Origin of the sequence: Duganella lactea (assembly GCF_009857505.1) — a bacterium.
GTDB classification, from domain to species: domain Bacteria; phylum Pseudomonadota; class Gammaproteobacteria; order Burkholderiales; family Burkholderiaceae_D; genus Rugamonas; species Rugamonas lactea.
Genome location: NZ_WWCP01000004.1, coordinates 168,587 through 189,828, shown reverse-complemented (window position 1 = coordinate 189,828; position 21,242 = coordinate 168,587). Strand labels below are relative to the sequence as shown.

17 protein-coding genes and 1 tRNA gene are annotated in these 21,242 nt (G+C 63.7%); 3 read left to right on the top strand and 15 right to left on the bottom strand.

Annotated features, from left to right (window positions below; translation table 11 throughout):
• Positions 1 to 45 precede the first annotated feature (45 nt).
• A complete protein-coding gene (locus tag GTP44_RS06480) occupies positions 46 to 477 on the top strand; it encodes a DUF29 domain-containing protein (protein ID WP_161018774.1) in 432 nt (143 codons plus the stop codon).
• Here the strand turns inward: GTP44_RS06480 and GTP44_RS06475 are convergent.
• Entirely contained in the window at positions 462 to 1,835 is a 1,374-nt protein-coding gene (locus GTP44_RS06475) for a PQQ-dependent sugar dehydrogenase (protein ID WP_161018793.1), read from the bottom strand. The genes GTP44_RS06480 and GTP44_RS06475 overlap by 16 nt on opposite strands.
• 121 nt (positions 1,836 to 1,956) lie before the next feature.
• On the bottom strand, positions 1,957 to 3,603 hold the full coding sequence (locus tag GTP44_RS06470) for a methyl-accepting chemotaxis protein (RefSeq protein WP_161018773.1): 1,647 nt from the start codon (positions 3,601 to 3,603) through the stop codon (positions 1,957 to 1,959).
• 217 nt (positions 3,604 to 3,820) lie between these two features.
• On the opposite strand from GTP44_RS06470, the gene GTP44_RS06465 reads away from it, so the two are divergent.
• The gene (locus GTP44_RS06465) at positions 3,821 to 4,522 is read left to right on the top strand and encodes an alpha/beta hydrolase (protein ID WP_161018772.1); all 702 of its coding nucleotides are present in this window, start codon (positions 3,821 to 3,823) and stop codon (positions 4,520 to 4,522) included.
• Here GTP44_RS06465 and GTP44_RS27425 read toward each other — a convergent pair.
• Positions 4,515 to 4,739: a hypothetical protein gene (locus GTP44_RS27425; protein ID WP_229256566.1), complete on the bottom strand. Its 225-nt coding sequence runs from the start codon at positions 4,737 to 4,739 to the stop codon at positions 4,515 to 4,517. The genes GTP44_RS06465 and GTP44_RS27425 overlap by 8 nt on opposite strands.
• Between GTP44_RS27425 and GTP44_RS06460 the strand changes: the two genes are divergently transcribed.
• A complete protein-coding gene (locus GTP44_RS06460) occupies positions 4,654 to 4,863 on the top strand; it encodes a type II toxin-antitoxin system RelE/ParE family toxin (protein ID WP_371867159.1) in 210 nt (69 codons plus the stop codon). The genes GTP44_RS27425 and GTP44_RS06460 overlap by 86 nt on opposite strands.
• A gap of 117 nt (positions 4,864 to 4,980) precedes the next feature.
• Here GTP44_RS06460 and GTP44_RS06455 read toward each other — a convergent pair.
• The 12 genes from GTP44_RS06455 to GTP44_RS06400 all read right to left on the bottom strand — a co-directional run bounded on the left by GTP44_RS06455 (position 4,981) and on the right by GTP44_RS06400 (position 21,103).
• Positions 4,981 to 5,076, bottom strand: a tRNA-Sec gene (locus tag GTP44_RS06455).
• A gap of 8 nt (positions 5,077 to 5,084) precedes the next feature.
• The gene (gene selB / locus GTP44_RS06450; RefSeq protein WP_161018770.1) at positions 5,085 to 6,980 is read right to left on the bottom strand and encodes a selenocysteine-specific translation elongation factor; all 1,896 of its coding nucleotides are present in this window, start codon (positions 6,978 to 6,980) and stop codon (positions 5,085 to 5,087) included.
• Entirely contained in the window at positions 6,977 to 8,437 is a 1,461-nt protein-coding gene (gene selA / locus GTP44_RS06445) for an L-seryl-tRNA(Sec) selenium transferase (protein WP_161018769.1), read from the bottom strand. The genes selB and selA overlap by 4 nt, the downstream gene beginning before the upstream one ends.
• A complete protein-coding gene (fdhE, locus tag GTP44_RS06440) occupies positions 8,434 to 9,435 on the bottom strand; it encodes a formate dehydrogenase accessory protein FdhE (RefSeq protein WP_161018768.1) in 1,002 nt (333 codons plus the stop codon). Before fdhE ends, selA begins: the two co-directional genes overlap by 4 nt.
• Positions 9,436 to 9,515: 80 nt before the next feature.
• Positions 9,516 to 10,178 (bottom strand): formate dehydrogenase subunit gamma, encoded by a 663-nt coding sequence (locus GTP44_RS06435; protein WP_160991454.1) that lies wholly within the window; start codon positions 10,176 to 10,178, stop codon positions 9,516 to 9,518.
• Positions 10,175 to 11,089, bottom strand: a complete 915-nt coding sequence (gene fdxH, locus GTP44_RS06430; protein ID WP_161018767.1) for a formate dehydrogenase subunit beta — start codon at positions 11,087 to 11,089, stop codon at positions 10,175 to 10,177. The genes GTP44_RS06435 and fdxH overlap by 4 nt, the downstream gene beginning before the upstream one ends.
• 18 nt (positions 11,090 to 11,107) lie before the next feature.
• Positions 11,108 to 14,179 carry a formate dehydrogenase-N subunit alpha gene (fdnG, locus tag GTP44_RS06425; protein ID WP_160991452.1) on the bottom strand — a complete coding sequence of 1,024 codons (3,072 nt, stop codon included), beginning with the start codon at positions 14,177 to 14,179 and terminating at the stop codon, positions 11,108 to 11,110.
• Positions 14,180 to 14,305: 126 nt separating this feature from the next.
• Positions 14,306 to 15,760, bottom strand: coding sequence for a histidine phosphatase family protein (locus GTP44_RS06420; RefSeq protein ID WP_161018766.1), 1,455 nt, complete (start codon positions 15,758 to 15,760; stop codon positions 14,306 to 14,308).
• A 3-nt stretch (positions 15,761 to 15,763) separates the two neighbouring features.
• Positions 15,764 to 17,851 (bottom strand): TonB-dependent siderophore receptor, encoded by a 2,088-nt coding sequence (locus GTP44_RS06415; RefSeq protein WP_161018765.1) that lies wholly within the window; start codon positions 17,849 to 17,851, stop codon positions 15,764 to 15,766.
• Positions 17,852 to 17,925: 74 nt separating this feature from the next.
• Positions 17,926 to 18,831 (bottom strand): carbohydrate kinase family protein, encoded by a 906-nt coding sequence (locus tag GTP44_RS06410; protein WP_161018764.1) that lies wholly within the window; start codon positions 18,829 to 18,831, stop codon positions 17,926 to 17,928.
• Position 18,832: 1 nt separating this feature from the next.
• Entirely contained in the window at positions 18,833 to 20,044 is a 1,212-nt protein-coding gene (locus tag GTP44_RS06405) for an AGE family epimerase/isomerase (RefSeq protein ID WP_161018763.1), read from the bottom strand.
• Positions 20,045 to 20,074: 30 nt separating this feature from the next.
• Entirely contained in the window at positions 20,075 to 21,103 is a 1,029-nt protein-coding gene (locus GTP44_RS06400; protein ID WP_160991447.1) for a LacI family DNA-binding transcriptional regulator, read from the bottom strand.
• Positions 21,104 to 21,242 lie beyond the last annotated feature (139 nt).

Genomic DNA, 21,242 nt, shown 5'->3' with positions numbered 1-21,242 from the left:
TGAACTTTTGCGCGGCGCTCCGGTCTGAATGCTAAAGGAGGGAGGATGAGCACCGCTTACGAAGAGGACGTTGTGGCCTGGGCGGACGAGCAGGTGGCGTTACTGCGCGCCGGCCAATGGGCGCTGCTCGACATCGAGCACATCGCCGAAGAAATCGGGGACATGAACATCAGCCACCGCCACCAACTGGCGCACCGGATGGCGATCCTCGTGGCGCACCTGCTGAAATGGCAGTATCAACTGAACCGTCGTGGCGCCAGCTGGAAGCGCACGATTCGGGAGCAGCGTGAACGGATCGCAAAGCTGCTGAAGAAAATGCCCAGCCTGCAGCATCTGCTGAGCGATACTGAGTGGATCGAGGAAGTCTGGGCTGACGCGCTGAGCGCCGCCATCTTGCAGGCCGGACTAAACGACCTGCCCAAGACCCTTCCATGGCGCCTTGAGCAAGTGCTGGCGCTGGATTACTTGCCCTCGTAAGTCACGCGGAAGATGCGGCCGGCGTAGTCGTCTGAGACCAGCAGCGAGCCGTCGGCCAGCGTTACCACATCGACCGGGCGGCCGACCACTTCATCGCCGCGCAGGAAGCCTTCGATGAAGCTGGTGTCGCTGACCATCTTGTTGCCGTACAGCGTGATCAGGCGCACGTTGTAACCGATCTTGGTCGAGCGGTTCCACGAGCCGTGTTCGGCGACGAAGATGTTGTTGCGGTAGGCTTCAGGGAATTGCTTGCCGGTGTAGAAGCTCAGGCCCAGTGGCGCGACATGCGGCCCCAGCTTGGCAACCGGCTCGACAAATTCCTCGCAGCTGCGGCCCTGGCCGAATTTCGGATCGGGCACCACGCCGCCGTGGCAGTACGGGAAGCCAAAGTGCTGGCCGAATTTGGTCAGCACGTTCAGTTCGCACGATGGCGTGTTGTCGCCCATCTCGTCGCGGCCATTGTCGGTGAACCACAGCTGTTTGGTGGTCGGATGGAAAGCGAAGCCCACGGTGTTGCGCACGCCGCGCGCCACTTCCTCCAGCTGGCTGCCATCGGCGTTCATGCGATAGATCTTGGCGCTGCGGGTATCGTCGGTGTCGCACACATTGCACGGCGCGCCCACCGGGATGTACAGCTTGCCGTCCGGGCTGGCCTTGATCACTTTTTCGCCGTGCCATTTGTCGTCAGGCAGGCTGACTTTGACCACCGCATACGACGGCTTCTGCGCATAGCGCTTGTCGATATTGTCGAAGCGGATCACGCGGCCGATTTCGCCGACGTACAACGCGCCGTTCAGCAGTGTTACGCCGATCGGATTTTCCAGGCCTTCGGCGATGGTCACCACGTCGGCTGTCTGCTGGTCCGCGCGTGGCACCAGCGCGTACACCTTGCCGGCCTTGCGCGAACCGACGTAGACGATGCCGCTGTCGGACACCGCCATGCTGCGCGCCGTGGCCGCGCCTTCCGCGTAGACGCTGATGCGGAAGCCTTTCGGCAGCGTGAAGCCGCTCAGCAGATCGGCACCCGGCTTGACGGCGGGCGCCGCAGTCGGCGTTGCCGCCAGCTTCTTGTTGGCGTTGGCCGCGATGTAATCCGCCAGCAGCGCGATCTGCGTGGAACTTAGGGCCGGCGACCACGCCGGCATATTCTTGTCCGGTACGCCTGTGCTGATGATCTTGATCAGGTTGGCCTTGGTCGGCTCGCCGTGTATCCAGGCGTGCTGGCCGAGCGTCGGACCGACCGCACCCTCCATCTTGGTCCCGTGGCAGACGGCGCAATTGGCTTGATACAGCTTGTCGGCGGACTGCACCGACGCCGCCGACATGGCGGCCGATGCGGAAAGGGAGACGAACGCCATGCCGATGGCGGCGGCTTGCAGAGCGGTCTTGTACATTGAAAGTTTTCCCCTGATAAATGATGGTCTCATTGTACCGTCAGCGCAGGGGAGCGAGGCGGCGCGTTGGCCGCCCCGATGGCGCTTAGCTCGCCAGGTTGCTGCGCAGTTGTGGCAGGGCGGGAACACGCAATGGCGATTGCGTCGCGCGTGCCGCCGCTGGCGCGCGGCCCATGACGCCCTCCAGCTTGAACACGCTGACCAGTTGCGCCAGATGGGTCGACTGGCCTTGCAGCGATTCCGCCGCCGCCGCCGCTTGCTCGACCAGCGCGGCGTTCTGCTGCGTTACGCCGTCCATCTCGCCGATGGCCTGGTTGATCTGCTCGATGCCGGCTTCCTGCTCCTGGCTGGCGGTGGCGATCTGTTCCATGATCTGGCTGACGCTGCGCACGCTGTTGACGATCTCGGTCATCGTGTCGCCGGCCTGATCGACCAGGGCGGCGCCGCTTTCGATTTTTTCCACCGAGTCGCTGATCAGTTCCTTGATGTCCTTGGCGGCGCTGGCCGAGCGTTGCGCCAGGTTGCGCACTTCCGACGCCACCACCGCGAAGCCGCGGCCTTGTTCGCCGGCGCGGGCCGCTTCCACCGCCGCGTTCAGCGCCAGGATGTTGGTCTGGAAGGCGATGCCGTCGATGACGCCGATAATGTCCACCACCCGCTTGGACGAGGTGCTGATCGATTCCATCGTGGTCACCACTTCCGCCACCACGCCACCGCCGCGCACGGCCACGTCCGAGGCGGTCGCCGCCAGCTTGTTGGCCTGGCGCGCATAGTCGGTGTTCTGCTTCACGGTCGAGGTCAGTTCTTCCATCGACGAGGCGGTTTCTTCCAGCGAACCGGCCTGCTGCTCGGTGCGCGACGACAGGTCCATATTGCCGCTGGCGATTTCATCCGAGGCGGTGGCGACCGCTTCGGTCGTGCCGCGCACTTCGCCGACGATCGAGGCCAGGCGGTCGCGCATGGCGGCGATGCTGTAGAGCAGGCTGGAGTTGTCATTGGCCGCCAGGTCCACGCGCACGGTCAGGTCGCCGGCCGCGATGCGGTCGGTGATGCCGGCGGCATAGCTTGGCTCGCCGCCCAGTTGCTTGAGCACCGAACGGGTGATCAGCCAGCTCAGCAAGACGGCGACGAGGATCGATACCAGCGCCAGCGTGGCCGACAGCGTAATGCCTTGCACACTGCGGTCGTGCACGGTTTTACCGATTTCATCGATGGCTTCGCGCTGGCGGTTGGCGACGGCGGCGATGCTGGCCAGATAGCGGTCGCAGGCGGGCACGAACAGGTCGCGGATGCGCTGGGTGGTCAGTTCGACGTTGCCGCTGTCGCGCGCTTCCAGCACGCTCTTGCGGGCTGCCTGGTAGAGGTCGCGATTGGCCAGTGCCTGGGCATACAACTCTTTGGCGCGTGGGTCGACCAGACGTTCGTTCAGCAGTCTCTGCACTTCGCCGTTGCGTTTGATCGCGCTTGCCAGGCCGTCGTCGAAGTACTTGCGGTCTTCGGGGTTAACCAGGCGCGCGGCGGCCTGGGCGCGCTGGACGTTGCTCTGGATGCTGCCGTGCCATTCGGTCACCAGGCGTTCGGTCTGCAACTGCTGTTCCAGCAGGTTGTCGGTGTCTTCGGTAATGCTGCGCAGGGTCAGCGAGCTGCCGACCGCGATCACCAGCAATAACAGCAGGCAGGCGCCAAAGCCGATGGCCAGGCGATTACCCACTTTCAAATTAGCTAGATTCATTTTATTCCTCGATAGTCAGATGTGCTGAATATTGTTATTTAATTTACAATAGGTATTGTTATAGGGAAATTTTAACACCGATTTGGAAAGTGTGCGCCTTGTGGAAAACCCTATCGTGTGCGTCAGATGCACGAAGATGCCGCGAAATAGGGGGTAAATAGCTCTGCCAAGATTGACTTTTATTTACTTAGTTACGCCGCTGAGGTAGGCTAAAGGCATGACTTCCATCTCCGATTTCGACGTGCCCTTCGAGGGCCACACCCTGAAGGCGGACCATTACCTTGGTCGCGATAGCAACCGCATCCTTTACCTGCATGGCGCCGGCGGCAGCACGCGTCGTGGTCATCATCTGGTGCGCGCGGCGTTGCGGCAGCGTGGATTGGGCAGCGTTTGCTTCGACGCCATCGGCCATGGCGAGACGGGCGGCACGCTGGCGCAATCGTCGGTCGCCAGCCGTACACGGCAGGCGCAGGCGGTGCTGGCGGCCAGTCCGCTGAGCGGGCCGCTGGTGGTGGTCGGCGCCAGCATGGGGGCGTACAACGCCATCCGGCTGACCGAACAGCACAAGGTTGACGCGCTGGTGTTGATCGTGCCCGGCGTCTACACGCCATCGGCTTACGGCGTGCCGTTCGGACCGGAGTTCTCGGCGGTGATACGGCGCGAGCGCAGCTGGGTGGACAGCGACGCCTGGGATATCCTGTCGCGCTTCGAGGGGCGGCTACTGGTCATCCATGCCGAGCACGACGCCGTGATTCCGCTGGAAATCTCCGACCGCCTGTTCGGCGCCGCCACCCGCGCCGCATCGCGCCAACTGCACATCGTGCAAGGCGCCGAGCACAACCGTCTGTGGTCCTTGCTACAAGAAACCCCTGCCGACTTCGACGTGGCGATCGACATGGTCGTCAACACGATTAAGTAACATCAACGCATCCGCTGCTGAGCCGTCCTATCGTCGGGATTCGTGTGAAAACCGCCAGCAGATAGGATACTTCGATCATGATACGTTCCTTTGCCAGCAGGGATGCCGAGCGTCTATTTTTCAGCTTGCCGGTGCCGCGCTTCAAAAATATCGAGCGGACCGCGAGGCGAAAGCTGTTGTTGCTGCACTTGGCCACGAGTTTGGATGATTTGCGCATAGCGCCCGGCAATCACCTTGAGGTCCTGCCTGGCAGACGCGTAGGGCAGCACAGCATCCGGATTAACAGCCAATGGCGCATTTGTTTTCGTTGGACGGGAGCTGGGCTGACAGTGTTGAGATAGTTGATGATCACCAGGAGGTCTACATGAAGACCGCTCTTCAGGAAATTCACCCCGGCGAGATCCTGCGGGAAGAGTTTTTGGTACCGCTGGATTTGTCCGAGGCGGCGCTGGTTGCGGTGGCGGAAGGCAGTAGGAGTCGAACTTACGAGGGAGCGGCTGACGCCCCCCACCGGGTTTGAAGCCCGGCCCCATCACCGGATGAGTATGCCTTCCGTTGCGTGCTACGCGCTGTAAGCCCAGACGGCGTTCGGGCGTATCAGGTGGATGTTGCCAATGCGGCGAGTATAGCCGACCCGGTCGAAGAACTCCAGAATCTGCACCGCCCGCTTGCGTCCGAGACCGGCGGCGTCGCGGAACGCCGCCGCCTGCACCTCGGGCAGCGTGGCCACCAGCCGCGCCAGTTCGTCCAGCCGCTGCGGATGATAGAACAAATCCTTCACCACCTGGCTCAACTCTCCGGTTTTGGACAGCTTGAGCAGCAGGCGGCGCACCTCGGCCTCCGGCATCTGGTGCTCGCGCATCAGGTCGCGCACCCAGGGCGGATCGAAGCCGCCGGCCAGCAACGACGCCATCAGAGGCGCCGCCATGGCCTGTTCCTCGGCGCTCAACTCGACGCTGTGCTCCGGCAGGTGCAGGCTGCGGCCGCGCTGCCTGATCGCGCCATCGCGCAGCAGCGTGTCGATCAAACGGCTCCACAGTCGGTCCTCCATCTCCGGCGAGACGATGCGCTTGAGACGCCACAGCTCCGGCCCCGCGTCGTCCGGCGCGCGCGTGTGGAATTCGGCCAGCGCCGCCAGGATGCGCGCCTCCAGCGCCCGCACCTCGGCGGCCGCGATCAGCAACGTGTCGACGCCTTGCAGCGTTACTTCCAGCGTGCCGGGCGGGGTCTTGATCTGCGCCGCCGGCAGTTGCGACAGGCGCACCAGCGTCGATGCGCGCAAGCCCAGCGGCCCGCGCGCCAGCAGCGCCGCCATGTCGCCGTTGGCGATGAAATCGGCCAGCGCATCCAGCCACGCGATGCGCGCCGCGCTGCGCCGCTTGCGCGCCGGCCCGAAGGGATCGAGCACCACGCCGCCGCCGATGGTGGCGGTGGCCTGCGCGTTGCGGATCACGAAGCGGTCGCCCGGCACCGCGTGCACCGGCGCGTCCAGCACCAGTTGTACGCGTCCAGTGCGGCCCGGCGCCAGCACGTCATCATCGAGCATCACCACATTGGCGGTGTGGTGCGCCGCGCCCAGGTGTACGTGCACCGGCGACCATGGCTTCAGCGTCAGGCCGCAGTCCGGCGTCAGTGTCAGTTGCACGTCAACGCGTTCCGAGCATTCGCCCAGCGCCGGCGCCACCACCCACGTGCCGCGTGCGATATCGTCCTTGGCGGCGCCGCTCAGATTCAGCGCCAGACGCTGGCCGGCGCGTCCCACCTCGGCGGCGCGGTTCTGCGCGTGGATGCTGCGCACGCGCACCTGTTGGCCGCCGGGCGCCAGTTGCAGCGTGTCGCCCACACGCACGCTGCCGGCCAGCGCGGTGCCGGTGACGATGGTGCCTTGTCCCGACAGCGTGAACACACGGTCCACGCCAAGACGGAACAGGCGCCGTTCATCGCTGGCAGGCAGCGTCGCGGCGATCTGCGACAGGTGATGCAGCAGCGCCTTGACGCCGGCATCGCCTTCCTCGGTGGCGTTGGTGCGGAACACCGGCGCGCCGGCGAAATCGGTGGGCGCCAGCAGCGCCGCGATGTCCTGCTCCAGCTGCGCCATGCGGGCGTCGTCGGCGCGGTCGATCTTGGTCATCGCCACCACGCCTCGCCGCACACCCAGCAGGCGCAAAATGGCCAGATGCTCCAGCGTCTGCGGCATGATGCCGTCGTCGGCGGCGATCACCAGCAGCGCGACATCGATGCCGGTGACGCCGGCCGCCATGGTGCGGATGAACTTCTCGTGGCCCGGCACATCGATCACGCCAAGCACATCGTCGCCCAGCGGCGTGTAGGCGTAGCCGAGTTCAATCGAGATGCCGCGCGCTTTCTCTTCCTTCAGCCGATCGGTATCGACGCCGGTGAGGGCGCGCGTCAGCGTGGTCTTGCCATGGTCGATGTGGCCCGCGGTACCGACGATCATGCTGGGAGCAGCGCCAGTTGGTCGATGAAGCGCTGCTGCTGATAGTCCTGCAGGCAGCGCAGGTCGAGCCACAGCGCGTCCTGCGCCACGCGGCCGATCACCGGCAGCGGCAGCGCGCGCAGACGCTGTTCCAGCACGCCCAGCGCATTGCTGATGCGGCCAGCGGCGGCGGGGCGGATCACCAGCCCGTGGCTGGGCAGTTGATCGACCGGCAGGGCGCCGCTGCCGATCTGGCTGGTCATGGCGTCATCGGTGACGGTGTAGCCGGCGCCCAGCGCCGCTTGCAACAGCGGCAGTATGGCTTGCGCCTGCGCGCGCATGTCGGCGGCGGGGCGGGTCAGCAGCTTGAGGGTGGTCAGACGCTCTGGCAGCAGGTCGGGTGCGCGATACAGCGCGAGCACCGGCTCCAGTGCGGCCAGCGTCAGTTTGCCGACGCGCAGGGCACGCTTCAGCGGGTTCTTTTTGATTTGCGCGATCAGGTCCTTGCGGCCGACGATGATGCCGCATTGCGGGCCGCCCAGCAGCTTGTCGCCGCTGAAGGTGACCAGGTCGGCGCCGCCTTCGATGGTTTCGCGCACCGTGGTTTCGTGCGGCAGGCCGTATTGCTCAAGATCGACCAGCGTGCCGCTGCCCAGGTCCACCGCCAGCGGGATGTTGTGCTGCTTCGCCAGCGGCGCCAGTTCATCGAGCTCGATGCTCTTGGTGAAACCGGTGATGGCGTAGTTGCTGGTGTGGACCTTCATCATCAGCGCGGTGTTCGGGCCTGTGGCTTGGTCGTAGTCTTTGAGGTGGGTGCGGTTGGTGGCGCCCACTTCGCGCAGGACCGCGCCGGCGCGGGTCATCACGTCCGGAATGCGGAAGGCGCCGCCGATTTCCACCAACTCCCCGCGCGAGACGATCACCTCTTGGTTCAGCGCCACGGTGTTCAGCATCAGCAGCACGGCGGCGGCGTTGTTGTTGACGATGGTGGCGGCTTCGGCCCCGGTCAGTTCCAGCAGCAGTTCTTCGATCAGGTTATCGCGGTCGCCGCGTTTGCCGGTGTCGATGTCCCATTCAAGGTTCATCGGCCAGCGCATCGAGTCCACCACTGCTTGCACGGCGGCGTCCGGGAGCAGGGCGCGGCCAAGGTTGGTGTGCAGGACGGTGCCGGTCAGGTTGAAGACCGGCCGCAGCGGCGAGGCGTTTTGTTCTTGCAGGCGGGCAGATAGCATCGTCAGCAGCGCCGGGATGCTGGTGTCCGGGGCCGGCGTGGCGGCTGCCACGTCGCCGCCTTCGCGGGCGGCCAGCAGCATGGCGCGCAGTTCGGCCAGCAGCGCACGGGCGGCTTCCAGCGTCTGCATCCGGCCATACCGCGCGATCAGCGGCTCGCAGCCAGCATCGGACAGGACCAGATGGACGGCAGGCAGGCGGATCGCGCCTGCCGCCGCCGCCGCTGCGGTGACGGGCGATCCACTCATTCGGCGTTAAACCACAGCAGAGGGTTGCCGCTGGCGCGCGAGTAGCCGGCTTCACCGACCAGCAGGTCCAGCGCCAGGCTGGCCAGGTCGTCGGCCAGGGGTTCGACAAACAGGTCGTGCTCCTGATTGAAGATCTTGCGGTAGGTATGACAGTCGTCACAGGTTTCCGCGCGCGCCACCTTGCTTGGATCGTTGGCCTTGTTGACCGGTTCCGTCGGCGCCGGCATGCCGCCTTCCGGTTCGATGCTCTGGTAGGCGATCTTCGACGTGCTCTCGCAGCACGAGCACTTCACGCGCACCATGTGCCATTCGCTGGCGCAGCAGGCGCAGTGCAGATAGCGATAGCCCTGCGCTTGTCCGCCGATGCGGATCACGCTCGCCACCGGATGGGCGCCACACACCGGGCACAAAGTATTGGTTACCAGCGGTTGTACTTTCGGTGCGTCCAACTGGCTGGCGCGCATGGTCCACATGACTTGCAAAGCCGCGGCAACAAACGGTGCATGCAGCGGATGCACGCCTTCCGTCAGTTCGGCCAGCACCGCATCGGCGCAGCCTTCCAGTTGCGCGCTGTCGAGCGAGCGCAGTTCCGTCAGCACGGCCGCCAATTGTGGCTGGCTTGCCGCAAGCGGGTCCAGTTCATTCAGGATCGCGTCGAACACGCGGCGCCAGGTGGCGGGGCGCTGGCCGCTGACCGGCAGCGGCGGCATGTGATGGTCGATCGCCAGCTGGATGCTGGCGGCGTCTGGCAAGGCGAAAGTCTCCGCCGGCGGCGAGCGGATCACGGCGGCCTGCGCGTCGACCAGCGCCGCCATCATTTTCAGATAGCCGCTCATGGTCTCGCCGACCGGGATGCCCTTGATTTGATTATCCGCCAACTGGCGCAGACGCGCGGCGCGCGCGGTGAACAGACTGCGTGCTTCCGGGAGCAGCAGGCGTGGTATGGCGGTGTGATCGAGGGCCTCGATTTCGCCAGGTTCTAGCAAGCGTTGTACCAAAAAAAATCTCCCGTGTTGCCGGCAGCGGAAACGCCGCCGGCTCAGGGAGTATTTTAATCCCAAATCGGGATCACCGCAGCTTAGTCAAGCTTGGTGCGGCCTTTGCGGATCACTTCCTCGAACCAGCGCGGATGGTGCTTGCGCGCCCACCCGTAGGTGACCGTGCCGCGCACCATGGCGCTGATCGAACCCTTGACCCAGAGCGCCGCATAGATATGCACGATGATCGACATGATCAGCACCGTCGCGCAGAACGCATGCAGCAGCGCGCCGAGGCGCACGATCTCGATCGGGAAGTAGAACGCGAAGTAGGCGCGCCAGATCACGATGCCCGACAACAGCAGGCCAAGCATCGACAGGATCAACACGTAGAACAGGATCTTCTGGCCGGCGTTGTACTGGCCAACCGGTGGCAGATTCTCTTCACGGTTGTTGAGCACATCCTGCGGCTGTTGCAGCCATTCCTTGTCGCCCGGTTCGAACTTGTTGTGGTGCCAGAAGCGCAGCACCAGCACGAAGAACGACACGAACATCACCAGCCCGATGAACGGATGCAGGATGCGCGTCCACTGGCCGCCGCCAAGGAACACCGCCATCCACGACGTCGCCGGGTGGAACATGGCGAGGCCGGAGACAGCCAGCAGGATGAAGCAGATCGCCGTGATCCAGTGGTTGCTACGGTCGTTGGCCGTGTAACGCTGAATCAGCGGATTGCCGTCTTTATCATGGTTGGGCGAGCTCATTTTGCTTCCTCCCTGATACGTTTGGCCTCGGCGACCGCTTCGGCTTCTTCTTCCTTCGACACCTCGTTAGGACCCACGCGCGAGTAGTGGAACCAGCCCGCCAGCGCCGTCACCGCCATGCCGGCCAGGGCCAGCGGCTTGGTCAGGCCCTTCCACAGGCCGACCGTGGCGCTGATGTGCGGATCTTTTTTCAGACCGTGGTACAGCGTTGGCTGGTCGGCGTGGTGCAGCACGTACATGACGTGCGTGCCGCCCACGCCGGCCGGGTCGTACAGGCCCGCTTGCGCGAAGCCGCGCGACTTCAGGTCCTCGATGCGTTCCTCGGCGTGGTGCTTCATGTCCTCCTTGGTGCCGAAGACGATGGCGCCGGTCGGGCAGGTCTTCACGCAGGCCGGCTCCTGGCCGACCGCCACGCGGTCCGAGCACAGGGTGCACTTGTAGGCGCGGTTGTCCTGCTTGGAGATGCGCGGCACGTCGAACGGGCAGCCGGCCACGCAGTAGCCGCAGCCAATGCAGTTCTCCTGATGGAAATCCACAATGCCGTTGGTGTACTGCACGATCGCGCCCGGCGAAGGACAGGCTTTCAGACAGCCCGGATCTTCGCAGTGCATGCAGCCGTCCTTGCGGATCAGCCATTCGAGGTCGCCCTTGGTGTTCTCGTATTCCGAGAAGCGCATGACGGTCCAGGATTGCGCCGTCATGTCGATCGGGTTGTCGTAGACGCCGGTGGTTTCACCCACCTCGTCGCGCAGATCGTTCCACTCCATGCAGGCCGTTTGGCAAGCCTTGCAGCCGATGCATTTGGAGACGTCGATCAGCTTGGCGACAGTGCCGGTCACCGGGGTGCGAGCCACCGGCGTCTGCACCGTCGTCGCCGACATGCGCTTGATATCAAGTGATTGTAATGACATGTTTTATCTCCTCCGGCGTTAAGCTTTTTCCACTTTCACCAGGAACGATTTCGATTCCGGTGTCTGTGAATTGCCGTCGCCAACCGTTGGCGTCAGCGTGTTAACCAGGTAGCCCGGTTTGGTGAGCCCCTTGAAGCCGAAGTTGATCGGCAGGCCGACGTGATGCATCGGTTTGCCGTCAATGGTCAATTGCTTGATACGCTTGGTCACCACCGCTTTGGCGATGATGTAGCCGCGCTTGGACGATACCTTCACCCGATCGCCATGCGCCACGCCCACTTCCTTGGCCAGCGCCTCGCCGATTTCGACGAATTGCTCCGGCTGGATAATGGAGTTCAGCCGCGCGTGCTTGGTCCAGTAGTGGAAGTGCTCCGTCAGGCGGTAGCTGGTCGCCGCATGCGGGAACTCGTCCTTCTTGCCTAGTTTCTTGCGGTCGTTCGGGAACATCCTGCCGGCCGGGTTGTTGAAGGCCTTGGGGTTGTTCGGGTGCATCGGGTTGTGCCCGATCGGCGATTCGAACGGCTCGTAGTGTTCCGGGAACGGTCCTTCGGCCATCGCGTCACGCGAGAAGAAGCGTGCCACGCCCTCGGCCAGCATGATGAAGGGACCCATGCCGTTTTCCGGCGGTTCGTCCGCCTTGAAGTCCGGCACGTCGGCGCCGCCCCAGTTGCTGCCGTTCCACGCGATCAGCTTGCGGGTCGGGTCCCACGGCTTGCCTTTCGGGTCGCACGAGGCGCGGTTGTACAGCACGCGGCGGTTGGCCGGCCAGGCCCAGGCCCAGTTCAGCGTATTGCCGATGCCGGTCGGGTCGCTGTTGTCGCGGCGGCCCATCTGGTTGCCCTGCGCGGTCCACGAACCGGCGAAGATCCAGCAACCGCAGGCGGTGCTGCCGTCGTCCTTGAGCTGGGCGAAGCCGGCCAGTTGCTCATTCTTCTTCAGAATGACCTTGGTCGGATCTTTCGGATCGGTGATTTCCTTCAGCGCTTTACCGTTGAATTCCATCGCGATCTCTTCCGGCTGCGGCGAATGCGGCTGGGCGTAGTTCCAGGTCAGGTTCAGGATCGGATCTGGGAACTTGCCGCCATCCTTCTGGTACGCGGTTTTCAGGCGCAGGAACAGCGCCGACATGATTTCCAGATCGCTCTTCGCCTGGCCCGGCGGCTCGGCGCCTTGCCAGTGCCATTGCAGCACGCGCGAGGACGACACCAGCGAGCCGCGTTCTTCCGCGAAGCACGAGGTCGGCAGGCTGAACACCTCGGTCTGGATCGCCGTCGGATCGACCTTGTGGAAGTCGCCGTGCGGTTTCCAGAACTCCGACGTTTCGGTCTGCAGCGGGTCCATGATGACCAGCCACTTCAGCTTGGACAGGCTGTCGGTGATCTTCTGCTTGTCCGGGCCGGAGGCCAGAATGTTGAAGCCCTGGCAGATGTAGCCGGTCATCTTACCCTGATTCATCAGCTCGAAAGCCTGCATCATGTCGTAAGGTTTATCCAGCTTCGGCAGATAGTCGAAGGCCCAGTTGTTTTCTTCGGTCGCGTGGTCGCCCCACCACGACTTCATGAACGACACCAGGAATTTCTTCGAGTTGCTGTAGTAGCTCAGCTGATTCGGACGCAGTGGCTTCAGCGCCCGCTTGGCCACATAGGCGTCCCAATCCTGCTCGGCCTCGCCTGGCAGGCTCAGATAGCCCGGCAGCATATTGGTCAGCAGACCCAGGTCGGTCAGACCCTGGATGTTGGAGTGGCCGCGCAGCGCGTTCATGCCGCCGCCGGCGATCCCCATATTGCCCAGCAGTAGCTGCACCATGGCGCCGGTGCGCAGCGTTTCCGCGCCGGTCGAGTGCTGGGTCCAGCCCAGCGCGTACAGGATGGTCGCGGCACGGCCCGGCACAGCGGTCGAGGCCAGCGCTTCCGCCACCAGATGGAATTTCTCCGGCGGCACGCCGCAGGCTTTTTCCACCATCTCCGGCGTGTAGCGCGCGTAGTGCTTCTTCATCAGCTGGTACACGCAGCGCGGGTGCTGGAGCGTCGGGTCGATCTTGGCATAGCCATCGTCGCCCATCTCGTAGTTCCAGCTGCTCTTGTCGGTGTACTTGTTCTTGGCGTCGTCCCAGCCCGAATACAGGCCGTCGTTGAAGGCGAAATCTTCGCGGACGATGAACGGCATGTCCGTGTAGTTGCGGACGTACTCGTGCTGAATTTTGTCGTTGGTGAGCAGGTAGTTGATGATACCGCCCAGGAACACGATATCCGCGCCGGTGCGGGTAGGGACGTAATGGTCCGCCACCGAGGCCGTTCGGGTAAAGCGTGGATCGACCACGATCAGCTTGGCGCCGCGATGCGCCTTGGCTTCCGTGACCCATTTAAACCCGCAAGGGTGTGCTTCTGCTGCGTTGCCGCCCATGACCAGGATAACATCAGCGTTCTTGATGTCTACCCAGTGATTCGTCATCGCACCACGTCCAAATGTCGAGGCAAGACCTGCCACCGTTGGACCGTGTCAAACACGTGCTTGGTTGTCGAATGGGAGCATGCCGGTGGCACGCATCGTTTTATGGGTTAAGTAGCCGACTTCGTTGCTGGCCGCCGAGGCGCACAGCATGCCGGTGGTGGTCCAGCGGTTGACGGTTTTGCCGTCTTCGGTTTTTTCGATGAAGTTGGCGTCACGGTCCTCTTTCATCAGCTTGGCGATGCGGTTCAGCGCGTCATCCCACGAGATCGGGCTCCAGTCCGTCGCGCCGGGGGCGCGGTACTGCGGCGCCAGCAAGCGGTTGGGCGAGTGGATGAAGTCGATCAGCGAGGCGCCTTTCGGGCACAGCGTGCCGCGATTGACCGGGTGGTCGGCGTCGCCTTCAATGTGGATGATGCTGGACGTGGCGTTTTTGGCGCCGTCGCCCAGGCCGTACATCAAAATGCCGCAACCGACGGAGCAGTAGGGGCAAGTGTTGCGGGTTTCGGTACTGCGCGCCAGCTTGTACTGCCGGACTTCGGCCAGGGCCGTCGCCGGCGCAAAGCCGAGGAGCGCAATGCTCGAACCCGCGATGGTCGCGCCAGTCACCCGAAGGAACTGGCGTCTCGACATCTGGTTCATGGGAATACCTCTCTTGGTTGTCTAATGACCTCCCAAGTTTATCATCCGCATGAATCTTGATGTGAGTGCTGATTCGTATTAATTGTTGCTAACGCGCCAGAAATGCCTTTTGGTATGGGTGATTTGCTAATCTTTGTTTTGCTTATAGCAAGCTTTCAATTGCCGGTAATCATAAAAATGGCTCGCCGCCGCGATGCGGGCGTGGTCGCAAGCCGGCTTGAAGGCGGTTTCGCGTTCGTTGTACAGCATGCGGACCAAGGTGCGGCTGGCGGCGTTCTGGTACAGATCCCACTGGATGTTGGCGGCCATCGGCGCGATCTGCTGGCCGCGCCAGCTGCTATTTTGGTAACTGTAGGTCGTTGCGCGCGGCAGTTGCTTGCCCAGCCCGAGCGCGCTGGCCAGCGGCATGACGATTTCGGCGTGGGCGAAGCGCAGCTTGGCCAGGTGCTCGCGCTTGCCCAGGTCGATGGCGTCGGCCTCGTTGAAGAAGTCGGCCAGCAGCGGCGCGGCCATGCGCCAGGTGACGTCGCCGTTTTCGGTGATGCCGGGGCCTTTTTCGTAGAAGGCGATGGCGTCTTCGGTTTCGGCGTAGATGCGGGCTTCGTGCGGCCGCAGGTACTTGTCAAAATCGGCCTTCAACTCGTGGCGCATGTCGGCGGCGGTGGCGTACATGTCGTACAGCGCAAGCGCGGCGTCGGTGGCGCCGCTGATTCTTGTCTGGTCGTCGCCGGTGAGCGTGGTGGTGAACTTGCCGTCCGCGCTGGTGTAAGTGCGGCTGCCGGTGCTGGCGAAGCCGGTGGTGCTCAGCGTGGCGATAAAGGCGGGCTTGAACAGCGCCGTCAACGTGGTCAAGGCGGCGGCTTGCAGGCGCGGGCTCTGATGGATGGCGGTTTCGCGCGCCAGCAGCTCATCGCTCTCCACCCAGCGCTGGTAGGCGAGGGTGGCTTCCGGCACCTGGCCGTCCTGACGGGTGTTCAGCTTGTGGAAATACAGCGTGGCGCGGTCCATGCCGGAATCGATCAGCGGCGCCAGGTTGGGCTGCTTGACCACCAGCGCGCGGCTGAAGAAGTAGGCGCTGTCGGCCGCCCGGTCGCGGCCGGAGCTGAGCACCACGATGCGGCGCGCGCCAGCGTCTGGCGCTTGGAACAGCGCCGGCAGGCGCGCGTAAAGCCGCTGCGCCAGGCCGGTGTGTTCCTCGGCGCCTTGCACCGTCTCGTTGCCGTATCCCGGCTTGGCGATGCCGGGCACGTTATAGCCCAGCAGCGCGTTCGCCTTCATCATCTCTTCGAGATCGGGGCCGAGCTGGCCGGCCAGCGGCGACAGCGCATCTTGCTGCTTCGCCGCCAGCCACAGGTTGTACAGCGCCAGTTCCGTCTTGAAGCTGCTCAGCCCACGCGAGCCGTGACGGGCCAGCATTTGCGTGAACACCGGTTGATAGCCTGCCGGCGGCGCCTCGTAGCTGGCGCTATCCTGCTGCGGCGCATACGGTGTCTTGGTTTGATAAAACTGCTCGCCATGCGCATAGGCATGCGACAGCGACAAGAATAGCGCGGCGCCGGCCGCCAGACGGAATGGTTTCATGATTTAGAAGTCTACCCGAACATTGACGCTGGCCGTACGCGGCGCGCCGAGGTTCAGATAATTCTCCTGATAGTAGGTCCAGTACTTGCGGTTGGACAGATTCGAGATATTCGCGCGCACGCTGATCATCTTGCCGAAGTAGCGGTGACGGTAGTTGAAGCCGGCGTCGAACAGCGCGTAGGACGGCAGCGTATTGACGTTGGCCGCATCCATCGGCAGGTCGCCCAGATACTGCGAGCCGACGTGCAGCGCCAGACCTGGCAGCACCTCACGCCACGTCGCCTGCACCGATGCCTGGCGGCGCGGTGCTCCAACCGCATGCTTGCCGCTGTAGCCTGGCGCGGCGTCTTCCAGCTTCGCATCCAGCAGCATGATGCCGCCCTCGATCGACAGATTCTTCGCCGCTTGCACCACGGTGTTGAACTCCATGCCTTGGTAGCGCGTTTCGCCATCCATCACGTAGACGTTGGCTGCATTGGTGTACTGCGCGCCGCGCTCGATGCGGAACAGCGACGCGGTGGCGTTCCACCAGCTACGCTCCGTCTTCACGCCGACTTCCGTCTGCTTGCTCTTGATCGGCGCAAAGGTCTGGTTGGCGTTGACGGTGGACGTCGGCGCATTGGCCGCCTGTTCCAGCGCCTCGACATAGCTGACGTACAGCGTGGTGTCGGCGGCGGGCTTGTACATCAGCGCCACGGTCGGCGTGGTTTTGTCGGCCGGGTAGCTGGCGGTCAGCGCGCCCTTGGTGGAGTAAGCCTGGTCGGTGAACTGGGTGTAGCGAAGGCCGGCCAGCGCCGACCAGTTGTCGCTGATGGTCACCGTGTCGCTGGCGAACACCGCTTCCTGGCGCGTGGTCTCGTCCTTGTAGGTGCCGCCGCTGTAATTGACACCCCAGGCGTTGATGATGTTCGGCGCGGACAGATTGCCGGTGCCGAGGTTGGTCTTGGGCGTGACCACCGACGAGGTGGAAACCAGATTCTGCGACATCACGCCCATCACCACCTCGTGCGCGCCAAGCTTGCCGTTGACGGTGGCCTGCACCTGGTCGAAGTGGTAGGCGTGCAGCTCGGAGGTCACGCGATCCCGGTAGTCGCCGGCGTTGCTGGTGAGGTAGTACTGGTCTTTCTTGTACACGCGGGTGGAGTCGGAGGTGCGGTACGACGCGTTGGCCGTCCATTCCGGCGCGAAGCGGTATTCGATGCCGGTGGTGGCCAGCGTGTACTCCACATCGCTGCCGGCGCCAACGCTATTGAGACGGGTGTCGCCATCGAGCGGCGCCGGCACTTTGTAGGCGGGCGCGATGATGATGTCGGTGCCGCCGACAGTGGCGCGGCGCTGATAAATGGCATCGTAGGTCAACGCCAGGTCTTTATTGATGCGCCATTCCAGATTCAGGCCGGCCGCGTTGCGGTTGACCGAACCGCTTTCCTGCTTCACGTCGCCATCCTCGTGCAGCAGGTTCAGACGGTAGCCGAAATCGCCTTCCTCGCCGAGCCGGCCGCCCATGTCGATATGCTCCTTGACCGCGCCGCCTTCCTGATAGCCCAGCGCCGCGCTGAAGCTCTTGTCGGTGGTGGGGCGCTTGCTGACGTAGTTGACGATGCCGCCCGGCGAGCCGAAACCGTACATATAGCCGGTCAGGCCTTTCAGCGCCTCGACGCTCTCGAACATCTCCAGCGGCATCTCTGTGCCGCGGTTGATATTGGCCAGGCCGTTGACCTTGTAGCCGTTCAGGTCATCCAGGCGCAGGCCGCGCATCTGGATCGTTGCGGGGTGGGTGGAGATGGGCGGCGAAATCGCCGTCACCGAGGCGTCGTACTTCAGCACCTCGGAAATGCTGGTCGCCAGACGGTCTTCGATTTCATCGCTGGAGACGGCCTTGGTGGAGAACGGCGTATCCAGTTCCGACTTGCGGCCCAGTGCACCGCTGCTGACGCTGTCGCCGAGCTTTTTCTTTTCGACGGTGGCCTTGACTTCCACCGTGGACAGCGCGTCGCCGACATCCTCCGCCATGGCGGAGAGGTGAAGGGCGCACAGGCCAGCGGCGGCAAGCGCCAGTTGCAAACGGGAGGGAGCAAACGGTAAAGACATGAAGAGCCTGACGATGGTGGACGAAGAAGCCCGCTATCGTATTGGCTCTATGTGACAAGGCGATGACTCGCCGATTACCGATGTGTAAGCTTGTCGATATCCTGCAACGACGGCGGCGAAGCGCCGGCGCCCAGGCAGGCGGCTGCGCCGGCGGCCACCGAGAAGCGCAGGTGCTGCAATGGCGTCGCGTCGGCGCGGTGCATCATGCTCCATGCCAGCGCGGCGATGCTGGCGTCGCCCGCGCCGACCGTATCCACCACCGCGATGCGTGGCGCCGGTTGCGACCAGCTTTCGTCGCCGATGTACAGCGATGCGCCGTCGCCTCCCTTGGTGTACAAGTAGGCCGCATTGGGATTCCAGCTGCGCAGCGTGTCGAATGCGGTGGCGATATCGCCGGTGCGGAACAGGCCCGCAAGATCCTCCTCCGACACCTTGATCACATCGGCGAGCGCCGTCATGCGGCGCAGCGTGGCGTCGTAGCGTTCATCCATCAGCAGCCGGTAGTTAGGGTCATAGCTGATGCGCACACCTTCCTGCTTCAGTTGCCCGGCCAGCGCCAGCAGCTTGCCGGCCAGCGGCTCGCGCGCCAGGCTGATGCCGCCGAAGTGCACCCATTTGACATGCTTGCGCCAGCCCTCGGGCAGCAGCGACGCGTCGAAATGCAGGTCCGCCGCATCGTCGCCAACGAAGAAGTAGGCCGGCGGATCGGTGCGGTGCACGATGGCCAGCAGCGGCGACTTCTGATATCGCTGCAGGAAGCGCAGGTCCAGCCGCGCCTCCTCGCTGGCCTGCCACAGCGCGTCACCGAAGACATCCTGGCTGATGGCGCCCGCGAACGCGGTCGGCACCTCCAGCTTCGCCATCGCGCGCGCCACATTCCAGGTCGAGCCGCCGGTGAGGCTGCGCCAGTGCTGCCGTGTGCCGTCCTGCACCACCATATCGGTCAAGGCTTCGCCCGCCGCCACAAATAATGGAAACATCTCAGTCCTTCTTCAATACGTTCAGCACTTCATAGCAGGCGCCCATGGTGTGATAGTCCACCTTGCCGGCCGGGCTTTTCTCGTCGGTCATCTTGCTGTTGTCAGGCGCGAGGACGCGATACCAGGCGCCGTATTGGTGATCGACGAAATGCTCCCAGCTGTAGGCCCAGATCTTGTCGTACCAGGTCCAGTAGCGCGCCTCGCCGGTGCGCGCCGCCAGCAGGGCGGCGGTGGCCAGGCTCTCGGCCTGCACCCAGAAGTATTTGATGTCGTCGCAAATGCTGCCGTCCGGCGCAAAGCCGTAGTAGATGCCGCCGTGTTCATGGTCCCAGGCCTTGGCCAGCGCCGCGTCGAACAGCGCCACCGCGCGCGGCAGCAGCCAGTCCGGATTCAGTGACAGGTGCGCGGCATGGCGCTCCAGCAGCAGCAACAGCTTGGCCCACTCGGTCAGATGGCCTGGCTGATAGCCCCATGGACGGAAGATATTGGTCTTGTCGTTGCGGTTGTATTCCGTGTCCACCGACCAGTCGTCATGATAGTGTTCCCACACCATGTTGTCGGCCAGCGCCGCCTGACGGATGGTGATGTTGTGCGCCAGCGTTTCAGCGCGCAGCAGGTAGGCGCGTTCGCCGGTCGCCTCGAAGGCTGCGATCAACGCCTCGCAGGCGTGCATGTTGGCGTTCTGGCCGCGATAGTTGTCAAGGCGCGACCAGTCGGCGCTGGCCTCGTCGGCATACAGGCCATGTTGCGGTTCCCAGAAGCGCTTTTCCATCAGTTCAAACGTCTCGGCAATCCACGGCGCCGCCTGCGTTTCGCCGGCCATCAGCGCGTGGCTGTAGGCCAGCAGTACGAAGGCCAGGCCGTAGCAGTGATTGGTGCCGTCGGTGACGCGGCGCTGGCCGTTGTTCCAATCCAGTTGCCACGCGTAGCCGCCGGTGGCGGGATCGCGGTGCGCATCGCGCAGGAACGCCAGCGCGTGACGCAGGCGCTGGCGATCCGCCACGTCGCCGAACTGCCGCCAGGCCATCGCATAGTTAAAGACGAAGCGCGTGCTGCTCACCAGGTGACGGGTGTGCGCATCGTAGATGGCGCCGTCGTCCTTGTAGAAGTGATACAGGCCGCCACTCGGGTCGACGCAGCGGGCGTCGTAGTATTGCTTGGTGTGGCGGATGTGGTTCAGCAGTGTGGCGGGGGATCGGAAATCAGGGGCCATTATCAGGTATCAGGTATCAGGTATCAGGTATCAGGTTCGTTTGAAGTTCACGAGGTTCTTGGGCCGCCAGCCCTCTGTGACGGTGCTGGCGCGTACAATTAATTCCACCGGCGAGATCTTTTCCATCGGTGCTTCCTGCTGGCCGTTGAGCAGCATTTCCACGCCCAACGCGCCCAGCGCTTTCTTATCGATGCGTAGCGTGGTCAGTGGGCGGTGTCCCAGCACGGCGGTCGAGATATCGTCGAAGCCGACGATGGCCACATCGTGCGGCACCTTCAGCCCCTTGGCCAGGCAGCAGCGCATGGCGACCAGCGCGGCGCTGTCGTTGTAGCAGAACAGCGCGTCCGGCGGATGCGGCAGCGACAGCAACTGCTCGGTTGCCTCCCAGGCGCCGGTTTCCAGATCCACGCCATCCGGCAGATAGGCTTCCATGCGCGGATCGGCCAGGATGCCTTCCTCGAACAAGGCCTGCCGGTAGCCGCGCGCGCGCTCGCGGATCGAGTAGTGCCCCAGCGGGCCGGAGATGAAGCCCACGCGGGAGCGGCCGGTGTCGATCAAGTGCCGGGTCGCCAGATAGCCACCCATCATATTGTCAGGATTGACCGAGCTGTAACCGCGCAGCTGCATGTCGATCAGTACCAACTGCTTGCCGGTCGAGCGCAGGGCGCTCAGGGTTTCCGGTTCAAAGAAGCCGGCGCACACAATGCCGTCCGGCGCGTGCATGCGAATCTGGTCGATCAGCCCATCGGCCGGACCCACCGCCATGAACGACAGCACGATGCCCTGTTTGCGGCAGGCTTCCTCCGCGCCGTGCAGCACCGGCGAGTAAAACGGGCTGCTGGCGGCAGTGTTGTGCTGACGGTGCAGCAGGAAGGTCAGGCGACGCAGGCGCTTCGGGCGCAGCTTGCAAAAGTCGTAGCCCAGATTGCGCGCGGTTTCCAGCACCATCTGGCGGGTGGCCTCGGTCAGGCCGGGTTCATTTTTCAACGCGCGCGAGATCGTGCCCGCCGATACGCCGGCGGCTTGTGCGATGTCCCTGATCGTGACGTTGTTATCCATTGTTCTGATGTCTCCTCGCTGTGATGGAAGTCTTGCATTAACGTCTACGGACGGTCAACCGCGACATCAAGTTAGCCTTTGAGTTTAGCGTAATTTACTAAACGCTATCCGTTTAGTGAATAGGGCTAAACTGCGACCC